Genomic DNA, 13,872 nt, shown 5'->3' with positions numbered 1-13,872 from the left:
CGGCGACCTCTCGCCGAGGGAAAGGGTGGGGGCTCTCGTCGCGCGGCGACACCTCTCCCTTTGCGGAGAGGTCGGCCGAAGGCCGGTGAGGGGCCTTCCTTGGAGGAGTATAAAATGACCGAACACATTATCGACCCATCCATCATCGAAGCCGATAATGCCGCCCGCGAGGCCGATCTGCGCGTCGACTACGATTCCCTGGGCGAGCGCCTCGACCGGCGCGGCATCGCCATCGATGCAATCAAGAAGAAGGTGGCCCAATTCTCCGTCGCGGTTCCCTCTTGGGGCGTGGGCACGGGCGGCACGCGCTTTGCCCGCTTTCCCGGCAAGGGCGAGCCGCGTGATATTTTCGACAAGATCGAGGATTGCGCCGTCATCGCCCAGCTGACCCAGGCAACCAAGACCGTGTCGCTCCACATTCCGTGGGACAAGGCGGATCCGAACCGGCTGAAGCAGGCGGCATCCCGCTTCAATCTCGGCTTCGACGCCATGAATTCGAACACTTTCTCCGATGCCAAGGGCCAGTTGCAGAGCTACAAGTTCGGCTCGCTCTCAGCGTCGGATGCTGCCACGCGCAACCAGGCCATCGAGCACAATCTCGAATGTATCGAGATCGGCAAGACCATCGGCTCCAAGGCGCTGACCGTGTGGATCGGTGACGGCTCGAACTTCCCCGGCCAGGTCAATTTCGCCACCCAGTTTGAGCATTATCTCGACGCGATGAAGTCGATCTATGCCGCCCTGCCTGATGACTGGCGCGTCTATACCGAACACAAGATGTATGAGCCGGCCTTCTATTCGACGGTCGTGCAGGATTGGGGCACCAATTACCTCATTGCCAAGGAACTGGGCGAGAAGGCCTATTGCCTCGTCGATCTCGGCCACCATGCGCCCAACGTCAACATCGAGATGATCGTCTCCCGCCTCGCCCAGTTCGGCAAGCTCGGCGGCTTCCATTTCAACGACAGCAAATATGGCGATGACGATCTCGACGCCGGTTCCATTGACCCGTTCCGCCTGTTCCTCGTCTTCAACGAGCTGGTGGACGCCGAAAGCCGCGACGCCGATTTCCACCCCGCCCATATGCTTGACCAGAGTCACAACGTCACCGACCCGATCGAGTCGCTGATGCTCTCTGCCGCCGACGTGCAGCGCGCTTATGCCCAGGCATTGCTGGTGGACCGCGAGGCACTCAAGGCCGCGCAGGAGGGCAATGACGCGCTCGCCGCAACGCTGGAATTGCGACGGGCTTTCCGTACTGATGTCGAGCCGATCCTGGCGCAGGCGCGCCTGGATCAGGGTGGAGCCATTGATCCGCTGGCCGTCTATCGCGCCGCCGGCTATCGCGCCAAGGTCGCCGAAATCCGTCCCGAGGTCGCGGCGGGATCGAGCGGCATCGTCTGAAGCCGAACGCCTTGGACACGATTTTCCAAGGCACCTCCCCGCCGAGGAAGACAAGGGCCCGAAGCTTTTGCTTCGGGCCTTTTGTTGCGACGACGTCCCGCGCTAGAACAGAGCCATGTCCAAGACCACTCCCGCCACTCAGGCCCTCGCAAAAGCCGGCATCCCCTTCACGCTGGCCCATTACGACTACGATCCAAACGCCGAGCGCGTAGGCCTGCAGGCGGCCGAGGCCATGGGTGTATCGCCAGCTGAGGTCTTCAAGACCTTGATGGCCGAACTCGATGGCAAGCCGGTCTGTGCCATCGTCCCGTCGGACGAGGAAGTGAACATGAAGAAGCTGGCAGCGGCCTTGGGCGGCAAGTCGGCGCACATGATGAAGCCTGCCGATGCCGAACGGCTAACCGGCTACAAGGTCGGCGGGATCAGCCCGCTCGGCCAGCGCAAGCCTGTGCCCGTGGCCTTGGACGAGCTGGCCACGCTCTATCCGGAAATCTTCATCAATGGCGGTCAGCGCGGGTTGCAGATCCGCATCAACGCCGATGATCTGGTCAAGGCTCTGGATTGCGCCATTGCCGACCTGGTCCGGTGACTGCGGTCACCCGAAAACGACAAAAGGCGCCCTGGAGGACGCCTTCGTCGGACAGTTCAGACAGTCTGTCGCTTAGGCGACGTAAGTGCCGCGAGCGATCGACTTGATGTCGCCCTTGGTGATGCCCAGATCGTTCAGCTGACGGGTGTCGAGGCTGTTCAGTTCGCGCATGGTGCGCTGGTAACGGGCGTAGTCGGCAATCTTCTTGGCAAAGTTCATTTTTATTCCCCTTCGTTTGATGACCCTTATCTAGATCATGCTAGTCGTGATTAGTAGGTAGCCAATCTGCACATCCGTTATGCACTCAATGCAACCGAATGGGGCATATGGTTCATAATCGGTTCACGAACCCCGACCCAACAAAAGCAGGATCGCAGCAAAACGAAGTCTCTTACGCCATTGATACAACACGTCTATCTTCCAACATGCCTCTATTTTGGGCGACGTTTGTAAATTTGACCAAACGGTCAAGAGCCATGCAATCAAAGCGCAGCCTTATGCGTCCTGGATCTGCCCGTTGCGCAGGGTCAGCACGCGATCCACCGTTCCCCCGGGAATATCTGCATGCGTCACCATGATTATCGTTCGATCTGCCGCTGCCTCGGCGAGGATACGAAAAAAGGCCAGTTCGGTTTCCCGGTCCAGCGCAGCGGTCGGCTCGTCAAGAAGCAATATTGGCGCTTGGCTCAGGAGCGCTCGCGCCAGGCAGAGGCGCCGTCCCTGTCCTGCGGACAGGCTGCGTCCCGCTTCGCCGATACGGCTGTCGAGCCCTTGGGGAAGCGTCGCCACAAAGCCATCGAGCTGCGCCGACTGTAGTGCCGACCGGAGCGCGGCATCATCGGCGTCGGCGCGCCCCAGCAAAAGATTGTTGCGGAGCGTATCGAGGAAAATCGGGCTGTCCTGGCTCAGCAGGGCCATGTGAGCATGCAGATCCGCGCTGCAATAACGAGCCAGGGATTGCCCGCCAAGAGCGACCGTACCCTGCTGCGGCTCGGCGAGGCGCAGCAGGAGACGCAGCAGCGTCGACTTTCCGCAGCCACTTGGACCGGTAATGGCGATTTTCTGGCCGGGTCGGATCGTCATGGACAGGCCGGCGAGCACAGGTGGGGCTCCCGGATAGGCAAAGCTCACTCGGTCAAAGCGTATCGATGCGTCATGAGGCACCGCCAATGGCGCGTCCGGCTCTGCGACAGGCGGCGGCAGTTCGGCCAGCGCAACAAGTCGTTCCGCGGCCGCCATGGCAGCGCCGGCTTTGCCGACGCCGCGCACGATCATACCAGTGGCCTCGAAACTTCCCAAAACGGCCAGAAGCAGGCCGGCCAAAACCGGACCTTCGATCCGCCCGGCATCGAGTGCAAGCAGTCCGGCCCAAAGCACGCCGATAAGCGCCAGCGCCGCCAACACCTGCACCAGGGCCGCGCCAGCCGAGGTCAAGCCGCCTAGTTGCCGGCGCAGTTGTCCGGCGCGTGCAGATGCGTCCTCGAAGCGGCGCGACGCGCTGCCGAGGGCACCGAGCGCGGTGAGGTCGGCATGGCCCAGAGCGCCGTCGAGTGCGGCCATGCGCAGATCGGCATTGGCCTCGACGCTGGCCCGGCCCAGCCCCCGACTCAGCCACAATAGCCCAGCCGGCACGGCCAGTGCCGCGCACGCCATGGCTGCGCCATAAGCCAGCGCGGCGTCCGGCAACAGCGTCGCCAGCACGGTGGTCATGACCGTTCCGACGACAATGGCCGACAACCAGGGGCCGATAGCGACGAGAAAGGCATTGTCCAGCGCGTCGACATCGGCGGTGAGCCGACTGACCAGGTCGCCATGGCGCAGGGAACGGTCGGGCAGCGGCAGGCGCGGAAACAGGCGGGCGAAGAGCCAGCCCCGCAGGTTGGATAGCAGCCTGAGTGTTGCATCGTGCCCAACCAGCCGCTCGCCGTAGCGCGCCAGAATGCGGATGAAGGAAAAGCCGCGCACGAGCGAAGACGGCACGAAAAGATTGAACCCCACCCCGAGTGTGGTGAGCGCTGCCGCCGTGATGAACCACCCCGATGTTCCTAGAAGAGCAACACCGGCCAGAAGCGTGACGAGCGAAAGGAACAGCGCCAGAGCAAGTGCCCTTCCGCGCTGACGAAACAGGGGAAAAAACGAGATCAGGGCCTTCATGCCACGCTCCTGCTGGGCCGTCTGGCCGGCACGTCAAACAGCGCTCCAGCGGCAATTCGATAGGCCCTGTCCATGCGCATCGCGATGCGGGCAGAGTGGGTAGCGACGATCAGCGTGCGTCCCTCTGCATAATCGAGCAGCCTGTCGATAATGTCGGTTTCCAGCGCAGCATCGAGATGGGCGGTTGGTTCGTCGAGAAGGATCAGCCCGGGGTCGCGGAGGAACAGCCGGGCCAGTGCCAGTCGCTGCGCCTGCCCGCCCGAGAGGCCGACCCCATCTTCGCCGATCAGCGTCTCGAGCCCCTGCGGCAGCGCGTGAACCAGCCCGTCAAGGGCGGCGCGCTCGACAGCGCCATCGATCTCGCCGATTGTCGCGTCCGGGCGGGCAAGGGCAACATTGTCGCGCAGGCTGGCATGGATCAGGCGCGGCTTCTGCGTCAGCACGAAGACACGGGCACGCAGGTCCCCATCGCTCCACTGGTTCAGTCTCACTCCGTCGAGCGTGATGCCGCCGTCCATTTCGCGCAGCCCGGCCAGGGTTTCGAGCAGCGTCGTCTTGCCCGACCCGCTCGGGCCCAGGATTGCCACATGTTCACCCGGTGCGACAGCAAGACTGGCCCCTTTGAGGACGGCGCGCATCCGGTCAGGCGTGCGCAGCGTCACGTTCGTGAGCGAAACGGCAATAGCCGGACCGGGGCGCGGCGCCACATCCTCGAGCACAAAAGCTGCGCGCGGAAGGGCCCCCAGCTGCCGCTCGATTTCAGCGAGGCCGGCCTTGGCAACCGCCCGGTCATGATAGTGCGAGGCCAGAAGGCGCAGCGGATTGTAGACTTCGGGAGCCATCAGCAGCAGGAACATTCCTGCCTCCAGCGTCAGCGGCGTGCTGCGCAGATGCAGATAGTCGATGAAGGTGAGACCCACATAGAGCGCGATGCCGGCCACACCGAGTGCGGCAAAGAACTCGAGCACGGCCGAAGAAAGAAAGGCGATGCGCAGCACTTTGAGCGTACGCTGGCGCAGCGCCTCGCTGGCGGCGACGATGTCCTCGGTCTCCGCAGCCTCGCGCCCGAAGAGCTTAAGGGTCAGAATGCCGCGCAGCCGGTCGCTGAAGCGCCCCGAAAGCCGGCTCAGGGCCTGAGCCTGCCGATCGGTGGCGATCTGTGCACCCCATCCGACCAGCGCCATGAAGAGCGGTATCAATGGCGCCGTGATGAGGAACAAGACACCCGCGACCCAGTCGAGCGGCAGGATCATCGCCCCGAAGATCAATGGCAGGAGCCCAGCCTGAACCATGGCCGGCAGATAGCGCGCGAAATAGCCATCCAAGGCCTCGACCTGATCGACGATGGCGGCCGCAGCCACGCCCGATGGTGCCGCGTCAGCGTCTCGTGGCGAACGTGCCAGAAGCTGGCTGAACAGCGCTTGGCGCAGCTGGCGCTTGATTGCTTCGGCTCCGGCAATGCCCGCCATTTCGCCAATAGCCCCAAGGCCGGCGCGCACCAACAGCAGGCAAAAGATCAGGGTGATGGAGGGTAGCAGCAGACCTGGTGCGGCGCGCTCTTCGATTGCACGGCCCAGAACCTCCGCAAGCGTCCAGGCCTGCCAAGCCAGAAGTCCGCCGCCGCAGAGCGGCGCCAGCAGGGCCAGCCACAAGGCCAATCCGCCATGGCGCTGCAACCTCGCCAGCATCTTTCCGGCATGTCGATCCTCTTGGCTCATTGGACGGTCCCCGCTGATGTGAGGGCCTTCCTAGTGATTCCGTAGCGCGAACGTCTTGATCTGAATCAAGGCGCTTCCATCCGTCAGCGGCCTATCTGGGCTCATGGGCGGCCCGATTCCGGCTGCTGCAAAACCGAGGCCCACATGCCATGATCGATATGCTCGTCGTCGATTTATCGCGGTGGCAGTTCGCTGCTACCGCGATGTACCACTTCATCTTCGTGCCCCTGACGCTGGGGCTGTCCTTCATGATGGCCATCATGGAAAGCGTCTATGTGATGACCGGCCGCCAGGTCTGGCGCAAGGCGACCCTGTTCTGGGGCACCTTGTTCGGCATCAACTTCGCCATGGGCGTTGCTACCGGCATCGTCATGGAATTCCAGTTCGGCATGAACTGGAGCTATTACAGCCATTATGTCGGCGATATTTTCGGAGCGCCCCTGGCCATCGAGGGCCTGATGGCGTTCTTCCTTGAAGCCACGTTCATCGGCCTCTTCTTCTTCGGTTGGGACCGCCTCAGCAAGGTTGGCCATCTGGTCGTTACGTGGCTCACGGCCTTGGGTGCCAATTTCTCGGCGCTCTGGATCCTGGTCGCCAATGGTTGGATGCAGAACCCGGTCGGCGCCAAGTTCAATCCCGACACGATGCGCATGGAAATCACTGACTTCATGGCGGTGATCTTCAACCCCGTCGCGCAGGCCAAGTTCGTGCATACGGTCAGTGCCGGCTATCTCACAGGCGCGGTCTTCGTGCTGGCCATCTCCTCTTTGTTTCTCATCAAGGGCAAGCATGTCGAGCTGGCCCGGCGTTCGGCTGTCGTGGCCGCAAGCTTCGGCCTTGCTTCGGCGCTTTCCGTCGTGGTCCTGGGCGATGAAAGCGGTTATGTCGCGACCGAGCATCAAATGATGAAGATCGCGGCGCTCGAGGCCATGTACGAGACCGAACCGGCGCCGGCGCCCTGGACGCTGATCGGCCTTCCCGGAGCGGACGGCCGGCTCGGCTTTCATATCTCGATCCCCTGGCTCGGTGGCCTCATTACCACCCGCTCCTTCGACAGGCCCTTGCCGGGCATAGACGAGCTTGTCGAGCGCGCCGAAGATCGCATCCGCTCGGGCATCATCGCCTATAACGCCCTCCAGCAGATCCGCGCAGACGCCACCGATCAGGATGCCCGCGCCGTCTTCGACGATTATTGGGCTGATCTCGGCTATGGTCTTCTGCTCAAGAAATATCGCGCCGACATCGAGAACGCGACTGAGGACGAAATCGTCATGGCGGCGCAGGATACGGTGCCGAGCGTCTGGCCGCTGTTCTGGACGTTCCGCATCATGATGGGGCTGGGCTTTTTCTATATCGGCTTTTTCGCGCTCTGGTTCTATCGCGCGTCGCGCGGCTGGATCGACACGCACAAACCGTTGCTCTGGTTTAGCCTCTTCACCCTGCCCCTGCCCTGGATCGCCATTGAAAGCGGCTGGTTCATTGCCGAATTCGGTCGCCAGCCCTGGGTGGTGGAGGGTGTGCTGCCCACCTTCTATGCCGCATCGGGCCTCACGGTCATTGATCTCGTGCTGTCGCTCAGCATGTTTGTGCTGATCTACACGGTGCTCATCGTCATCATGGTGCTGCTTATGGTCCGGGTGATCAAGGCCGGCCCCAAGGACAACCTGCTGGCCATCATGCCGGCTGCCGACGATGAAGATGACTTCGTCATCGCCGCCCTTCCCGCCAATCGCGCAACCCAGGAGCTCGGATCGTGAGCACACTTCCCCTCGACTACGAAACGCTGCGGCTGATCTGGTGGCTGCTGCTCGGCGTCCTGCTCATCGGCTTTGCCATCATGGGTGGGCGCGATCTGGGCGTGGCCGCCCTCCTGCCCTTCGCGGCCCGCACCGACGAGGAGCGTCGCATCTTGCTCAATGTCATCGGCCCGACCTGGGAAGGCAATCAGGTCTGGCTGATCCTGGGCGGTGGCGCCATCTTTGCGGCCTTCCCTCCGCTTTATGCCGTCAGCTTTTCGGGTTTTTACCTGGCGATGCTGGTTATCCTCCTGGCGCTGATCCTGCGGCCTGTGGGCTTCAAGTTCCGCGGCAAGGTGCAAGACCCACGCTGGCGGGCGGCCTGGGACTGGGGCCTGTTCATCGGTGGTTTCGTGCCGGCGCTTATCATGGGCGTCGCGGTGGGCAATGTGCTTTTGGGCGCGCCGTTCCACTTCGATGACACGATGCGCATCTTCTATACTGGCAATTTTTTCCAGTTATTGATGCCCTTCGCGCTACTCGCCGGACTTGTGAGCGTCGGCATGATCGTCACCCATGGCGCAGCGCTGATCGTCGGCCGCACCCAGGGCGCGATGGCCGAGCGCGCCCGTACCTACGGCGTCTGGGCGGGGCTGGCCACGATTCTGCTCTTCGCGCTCGGTGGGGTGTGGGTTGCTTTCATGGATGGCTATGTCATCACCAGCCTGGTCGACCCCAATGCGCCGATCAATCCGCTCAGCAAGAGCGTCGAGCTCGTCGCGGGCGGCTGGCTCAACAATTACCGTCTCAATCCGTGGACGATCCTTGCTCCACTCCTGGGCTTTGGCGGAATGGGACTTGCCGTCTCTGGCCTTACTCGCGACCAGAAATGGTTGGCCTATCTGGCCAGCAGCACTGGCATTTTCGGCATCATCGCGACCGCGGGCCTGTCGATCTTCCCATTCTTCCTACCCTCCTCGACCATGCCCGATGCCGGGCTGACCCTATGGGACGCCTCCTCCAGCCACCTGACCCTTTTCATCATGCTGCTGGCGACCCTGGTCTTCCTGCCGATCGTGCTGCTCTATACGGCCTGGGTGTTCCGGGTCATGCGCGGCACAGTCGGGGCAGACAACCTCACCAAGAACCCCAACGCTTATTAGGAGGCGCAGTCTATGTGGTATTTTTCCTGGATCTTGGGCGTCAGCCTTGCCTGCATGTTCGGCATTCTCAATGCCATGTGGTTCGAAATGCGCGAGGACCGTCGTCTGGCGCGGCTGGCAGGCTCGCAGGCCCAGGCGGCCCGCCACTAGAGCGCGGGGTGCCCGAACAGAAAGGGCCGGTACGAACCGGCCCTTTTGCATTGGCATTTCTGCAGGACACGCTAACCGCAGAGAACCCGCAGGCGCGCCAGGTCGGGCACGGTGATATGGCGGTAATTGACGATCTCGATCACGCCGTCCGCCTTGAGCTTGCTGATCTGGCGGCTCACTGTCTCGATGGTCAGCCCAAGGAAATCGGCGATATCGGCGCGGCTCAACGGCAGATCGAACTTGGAGGCAACAGTCTCGTCGGTCGGGTCGATATGGCTGGCGATCATGAAGAGAAAGCTTGCCACTTTTTCGGCAGCGTTCTTGCGCCCCAGCGTCACCATCCAGTCGCGCGCCTCGTCCAGTTCGCGCAGCGCCTGCATCATCACTCGGTGCTCGAGCGGAGCACTGTCCTTCATCAGGCTTTCAAGAGCCGGACGCGGAATGACGCAGAGGTCTACCGCGGACGCCGCTTCGGCGGTCACCCTGCTTTCGGCTGCAAAAGGACGACCGAGCAGGTCAGGCGCAAATTGCAGGCCCACCACCTGCTGGCGGCCATCCTCGAGCACTTTGGTCAGCTTAACAACGCCGCGCAGCACGTTGGAGAAGGCGTTGATCGGCATGGCGTCGGCGATCAGTTCCTCGCCAGGCTCCCTGCGGACGCGGCGGGTGGCCTTGGACAGGGCCAGCAATTGCTCGCCGTTCAGCGCTCCGCAAATGCCTTGGTGCCGGGCTTCGCAGCTCTGGCAGAGAACCGGCACTTCGGAATTGTGGATGTCCTTGCGAACCGTCTGCATGATCGGCCTCCTGACGGGGTCAGAATTAAGTCGCGCGTTGCAACACTATAAGCTCAAGCGGTGTCGCTGTGCCAACTGGTCGCATCCTGCGGTCAACATTTGCAAGGAGGCTTTCCGCTGCCCTTGACCTTCCCACGATGGGAAGGACTATATGCATGCGGACGAGGTGCACATATGAAACAAAACGTCCAGCAAGCGATAGGGCTCGACATCACCGGCATGAGCTGCGCGTCCTGCGTTTCGCGGGTGGAAAAGGCCCTGCTCAAGGTAGACGGCGTCAAAGTGGCCAGCGTCAATCTGGCTACCGAGCGCGCCACCGTCAGCGGCGGCGACCCTGCCGCTTTGATTCAGGCCATCGAGAAGGTCGGCTACACCGCCAGCCTGCGCCTGCCCGGTGCGCAGTCCGATGGCCTCGCCCATCATCATGAAGAAGACACCGCCCGACTTCGGCGCGACGTGATCATCGCCGCCATCCTCACCTTGCCACTCTTCGTCTTCGAAATGGGTGGTCATCTTTATCCGCCCTTCCACCATTGGTTGATGACCATGGTGCCGACGCAATGGCTCTATGCGGGCTATTTCATCCTCGCCACCGCCGTGCTCTTCGGCCCGGGGCGGCGCTTCTTCAGCGTCGGGTTTCCAGCCCTGTTCCGCGGTGCGCCGGAAATGAATGCGCTTGTCGCCCTGGGCACAGGCGCGGCCTGGCTTTATTCCAGCATCGTCACCTTTGCGCCGTTTCTCGTTCCGGAACAGACCCGCCACGTCTATTTCGAGGCGGCAGCGGTCATCGTCACCCTGATCCTTCTCGGCCGCTGGCTGGAAGCCATCGGCAAGGGCCGCACTGGTGAGGCCATCCGACAGCTGATGCAACAGCAGGCGCGGACAGCCAGAATCGTGCGCGGAGACATCACCCTCGACGTTCCCATCGAAGACGTACAGGTCGGCGACGTGGTCCTCGTCCGTCCCGGCGAGAAGATCGCCGTCGATGGCCAGATCATCGACGGCACCAGTCATATCGATGAATCGATGATTTCGGGCGAGCCTCTGCCCGTCTCGCGAAGCGTCGGCGATCCGGTGGTGGGCGGCACGCTCAACACCTCAGGCACCTTCCGTTTCCGGGCGACCAGGGTGGGCGCCGATACCATGCTGGCGCAGATCATCCGCATGGTGGAGGACGCCCAGGCAGGCAAGTTGCCTATTCAGGCCGTCGTTGACCGCGTGACTGCAGTTTTCGTTCCCGTCGTCATGCTCATCGCCGTGTTCACGGCGCTTGCCTGGCTCATTCTCGGCCCCGAGCCGAGGATCACCTATGCGCTGGTCAATGCCGTGGCTGTCCTCATCATCGCCTGCCCTTGTGCCATGGGCCTGGCCACGCCGATGTCGATCATGGTCGGCACCGGCCGCGCCGCCCAGCTCGGCGTGCTCTTTCGCAGGAGCGAGGCGCTGCAGCAATTGCGCGACGCCAGGGTGGTCGCCTTCGACAAGACCGGAACGCTCACACAAGGCACGCCGACGCTCACCGACTTCATCCTGGACGACGATTTCACCCACGACGAGGTGCTCGGCCTCGTCGCTGCGGTGGAAGCCCGGTCCGAGCACCCGATAGCGCATGCCATTGTCGCCGCGGCATCGGAGGCCGGATTGCCTCTCGATGAAGCAACCGAGTTCCTCGCCAGTGCCGGCAAGGGCGTCAGCGGGCGCGTCAAGGGGCGATGGGTGGAGGTGGGCGCCATGCGCCATATGGGCCATGTCGACTTTTCCGATTTCGGCGAGGCCATCGCCACCTTGGCTGCGCAGGGGAAAACCCCGATCGTCGTCGCCATCGACGGCAAGCCCGCAGCGGCCATCGTCATTGCCGATCCGATCAAGCCTACCAGCCGTGCCGTGATCGCCGCCCTCCACGAGAAGGGCGTGCTCACGGCGATGATCTCGGGCGACAATCGCCGCACGGCGGAAACCATCGCCGCCGAACTGGGCATCGATCGTGTCGAGGCCGAGGTCCTGCCGGCCGATAAGGTCGCCACCATCAAGGCGCTGCGCGAGGCCCATGGCATCGTGGCTTATGTCGGGGACGGGATCAACGATGCGCCTGCCCTGGCAGAAGCTGATATCGGCATTGCCGTGGGCAACGGCACCGACGCCGCGATCGAGAGCGCCGACGTGATCCTGCTCGGCGGCGACCTGAGGGGTGTGCTCAATGCCCTCGCGGTCAGCCGTGCCACATTGCGCAATATTGCCGAAAACCTGTTCTGGGCCTTTGGTTACAATGTCGTGCTGATCCCTCTGGCTGCCGGTCTTTTCTATCCCGCTTTCGGGCTGCTCTTGTCGCCCATGATTGGCGCAGGTGCCATGGCCCTGTCCTCGGTCTTCGTCGTTGCCAATGCTCAGCGGCTGCGCGCCATCAAGGGAATTTCGAGATGAATATCGGACAAGCCGCCGAGCAATCGGGCGTGTCGGCCAAGATGATCCGCTATTACGAGCAGATCGGCCTCATCACCGCGCCCCAGCGCACGGAGAGCAATTACCGGGTTTATGGCGCGGACGAAGTGCATGTGCTGCGCTTCGTCAAGCGGGCCCGCAATCTGGGGTTTTCCGTCGAGGAAACTGCCGCACTGCTCGCCCTGTGGCAGGACAAGGATCGCGCCAGCCTCGAGGTGAGGAACATTGCTCAAGCCCATATCGCAGCGCTCGAGACCAAGATCGCGGCGCTCCAGGGCATGGTGAAGACGCTTGGGCATCTGGCCCATAGTTGTCACGGCGATGCGCGCCCTGATTGCCCCATTCTCGATGACCTGGCCGGAGAAGGACACAAAGATGACTGACAAGACGACGTTCATCGTGAACGACATGACCTGCGCCCACTGCGTCGGCACCGTACGCAGCGCATTGGAGCAGGCACTGCCCGGCGCGCAGATTGCGATCGACCTGCCCAACCACAAGGTCAGCTTCGCCGGAGACCGAGCCAAAGGTGAGGATGCGATAAGGCAAGCTGGCTATACGCCCGAGCGCGTTTGACCATGAGGGGATTTGGTGAGCTCCAGCGGCACCAAGGAATGCGGGCGTCGCCCGGAGCTCGGCATAAAAATGCATTAAATGCCAAAGAGTTCCTGCGACATTCTGTTATAAAAAAGGGCGCCTCGCGGCGCCCTTTCCACTTGCGTCTCGATAGACCTCAGAACGGGCTGTCGGCGTCCAGGAACTGCTCGGCATTGTCCTGGGTGATGAGCGTCGAGTCGAGGATGTAGCGACCCGCCACCTGGATGCCGCCGGTGAAGTGCGACGTCGTCAGTTCGATGGCCGTGGCGATCATTGCCGGGCTGTAGCTCACGTCGACAGGGGTCAGCGCGTCGCCATTGGCAACGGCCTGGATGATCTGCTGCATGCCGGCGCCGCCGACCACAAACATCTCGTCTTCACGGCCGGCCTGCTTGATCGCCTCGATGGCGCCCAGCGAGATATCGTCGTCCTGGGTCCAGACGGCGTCGATTTCCGGGAAGCGGGTCAGGAAGTCCTGCATCACGCGGAAGCCGTCGTCACGGTTCCAGTTGGCGAACTGGTTCTCGAGCACCATGATGTTGGAGCCCTCGATGCTGCCCATGAAGCCGTCGAAACGCTGCTGGTCGATCGGGATCGGCAGGCCGCGCAGGATGACAACATTGCCGCCATCGGGAAGCCGTTCCTTGATATATTCGGCAGCATTGGCGCCGAGGCCCGGATTGTCACCGGCGACGTAGAGGTTCTCCACGCCATCGATCGACAGCTGGCGATCGACAACGGTGACGAACTTGCCGGCATCCTTGACCTGCTTGATGGCCGAGGTCATCGCGTCCGGGTCACCCGGCAGGATGACGAGGGCATCGATGCCACGGGTCGAAACCATGTCTTCGATGTCAGCGATCTGCTTGGGCGAATCCGGCGACGAGGCGAAGACGAACTCGACATTTGGATAGGTTTCGCCAAGGCGGTTGATCGCCTGCTGGGCGAAATAGTTGACGCCGCCGGTCCAGCCATGGGTTGCGGCCGGGACCGAGACGCCGATGGTGACCGTGTCGTCCTGCGCCAGGGCAACGCCGCCCAGGCCGGTCGCGATGACCACGGACGCCATAAGGGTTTTTGCCAGTTTCATTATTGCAGTCCTCCCAAAATGCCCTTTTGCGGGCGATG

13 protein-coding genes are annotated in these 13,872 nt (G+C 62.6%); 8 read left to right on the top strand and 5 right to left on the bottom strand.

Annotated elements, in window-relative coordinates:
* Positions 1-114 precede the first annotated feature (114 nt).
* Positions 115-1,404 (top strand): L-rhamnose catabolism isomerase, encoded by a 1,290-nt coding sequence (gene rhaI, locus VE26_RS02855; RefSeq protein WP_046103686.1) that lies wholly within the window; start codon positions 115-117, stop codon positions 1,402-1,404.
* Positions 1,405-1,519: 115 nt separating this feature from the next.
* Positions 1,520-1,993, top strand: coding sequence for a Cys-tRNA(Pro) deacylase (ybaK, locus tag VE26_RS02850; protein ID WP_046103685.1), 474 nt, complete (start codon positions 1,520-1,522; stop codon positions 1,991-1,993).
* 72 nt (positions 1,994-2,065) lie between these two features.
* Here the strand turns inward: ybaK and VE26_RS17335 are convergent, their stop codons facing one another.
* The 3 genes from VE26_RS17335 to cydD form a co-directional block, all read right to left on the bottom strand.
* Positions 2,066-2,212, bottom strand: a complete 147-nt coding sequence (locus tag VE26_RS17335; RefSeq protein WP_084619889.1) for a DUF1127 domain-containing protein — start codon at positions 2,210-2,212, stop codon at positions 2,066-2,068.
* 276 nt (positions 2,213-2,488) lie between these two features.
* Positions 2,489-4,147 carry a thiol reductant ABC exporter subunit CydC gene (cydC, locus tag VE26_RS02845; protein WP_046103684.1) on the bottom strand — a complete coding sequence of 553 codons (1,659 nt, stop codon included), beginning with the start codon at positions 4,145-4,147 and terminating at the stop codon, positions 2,489-2,491.
* The gene (gene cydD, locus VE26_RS02840) at positions 4,144-5,865 is read right to left on the bottom strand and encodes a thiol reductant ABC exporter subunit CydD (protein ID WP_046103683.1); all 1,722 of its coding nucleotides are present in this window, start codon (positions 5,863-5,865) and stop codon (positions 4,144-4,146) included. Before cydD ends, cydC begins: the two co-directional genes overlap by 4 nt.
* A 152-nt stretch (positions 5,866-6,017) precedes the next feature.
* Between cydD and VE26_RS02835 the strand changes: the two genes are divergently transcribed.
* Genes VE26_RS02835 through cydX form a run of 3 tightly spaced genes read left to right on the top strand, consistent with a single transcriptional unit; the run spans position 6,018 to position 8,914 of the window.
* A complete protein-coding gene (locus VE26_RS02835; protein ID WP_200897228.1) occupies positions 6,018-7,622 on the top strand; it encodes a cytochrome ubiquinol oxidase subunit I in 1,605 nt (534 codons plus the stop codon).
* Entirely contained in the window at positions 7,619-8,764 is a 1,146-nt protein-coding gene (gene cydB, locus VE26_RS02830) for a cytochrome d ubiquinol oxidase subunit II (RefSeq protein WP_046103681.1), read from the top strand. Before VE26_RS02835 ends, cydB begins: the two co-directional genes overlap by 4 nt.
* A gap of 12 nt (positions 8,765-8,776) precedes the next feature.
* Positions 8,777-8,914, top strand: a complete 138-nt coding sequence (gene cydX / locus VE26_RS17330; RefSeq protein ID WP_084619887.1) for a cytochrome bd-I oxidase subunit CydX — start codon at positions 8,777-8,779, stop codon at positions 8,912-8,914.
* 71 nt (positions 8,915-8,985) lie between these two features.
* Here the strand turns inward: cydX and VE26_RS02825 are convergent, their stop codons facing one another.
* Positions 8,986-9,708 (bottom strand): Crp/Fnr family transcriptional regulator, encoded by a 723-nt coding sequence (locus VE26_RS02825; protein ID WP_046103680.1) that lies wholly within the window; start codon positions 9,706-9,708, stop codon positions 8,986-8,988.
* 174 nt (positions 9,709-9,882) lie between these two features.
* On the opposite strand from VE26_RS02825, the gene VE26_RS02820 reads away from it, so the two are divergent.
* From VE26_RS02820 to VE26_RS02810, 3 genes are read left to right on the top strand one after another with little or no spacing between them, the layout of a single operon-like run.
* Positions 9,883-12,129 carry a heavy metal translocating P-type ATPase gene (locus VE26_RS02820; RefSeq protein WP_084619885.1) on the top strand — a complete coding sequence of 749 codons (2,247 nt, stop codon included), beginning with the start codon at positions 9,883-9,885 and terminating at the stop codon, positions 12,127-12,129.
* The gene (cueR, locus tag VE26_RS02815) at positions 12,126-12,530 is read left to right on the top strand and encodes a Cu(I)-responsive transcriptional regulator (protein WP_046103679.1); all 405 of its coding nucleotides are present in this window, start codon (positions 12,126-12,128) and stop codon (positions 12,528-12,530) included. Before VE26_RS02820 ends, cueR begins: the two co-directional genes overlap by 4 nt.
* Positions 12,523-12,723: a heavy-metal-associated domain-containing protein gene (locus VE26_RS02810; protein WP_046103678.1), complete on the top strand. Its 201-nt coding sequence runs from the start codon at positions 12,523-12,525 to the stop codon at positions 12,721-12,723. Before cueR ends, VE26_RS02810 begins: the two co-directional genes overlap by 8 nt.
* Before the next feature lie 157 nt (positions 12,724-12,880).
* Here the strand turns inward: VE26_RS02810 and VE26_RS02805 are convergent, their stop codons facing one another.
* On the bottom strand, positions 12,881-13,834 hold the full coding sequence (locus VE26_RS02805; protein WP_046103677.1) for a substrate-binding domain-containing protein: 954 nt from the start codon (positions 13,832-13,834) through the stop codon (positions 12,881-12,883).
* Between the last annotated feature and the right edge of the window lie 38 nt (positions 13,835-13,872).

It is taken from the genome of Devosia chinhatensis (assembly GCF_000969445.1).
Classification (GTDB): Bacteria; Pseudomonadota; Alphaproteobacteria; order Rhizobiales; family Devosiaceae; genus Devosia; species Devosia chinhatensis.
This window is presented reverse-complemented; position numbering and strand designations above follow the sequence as displayed.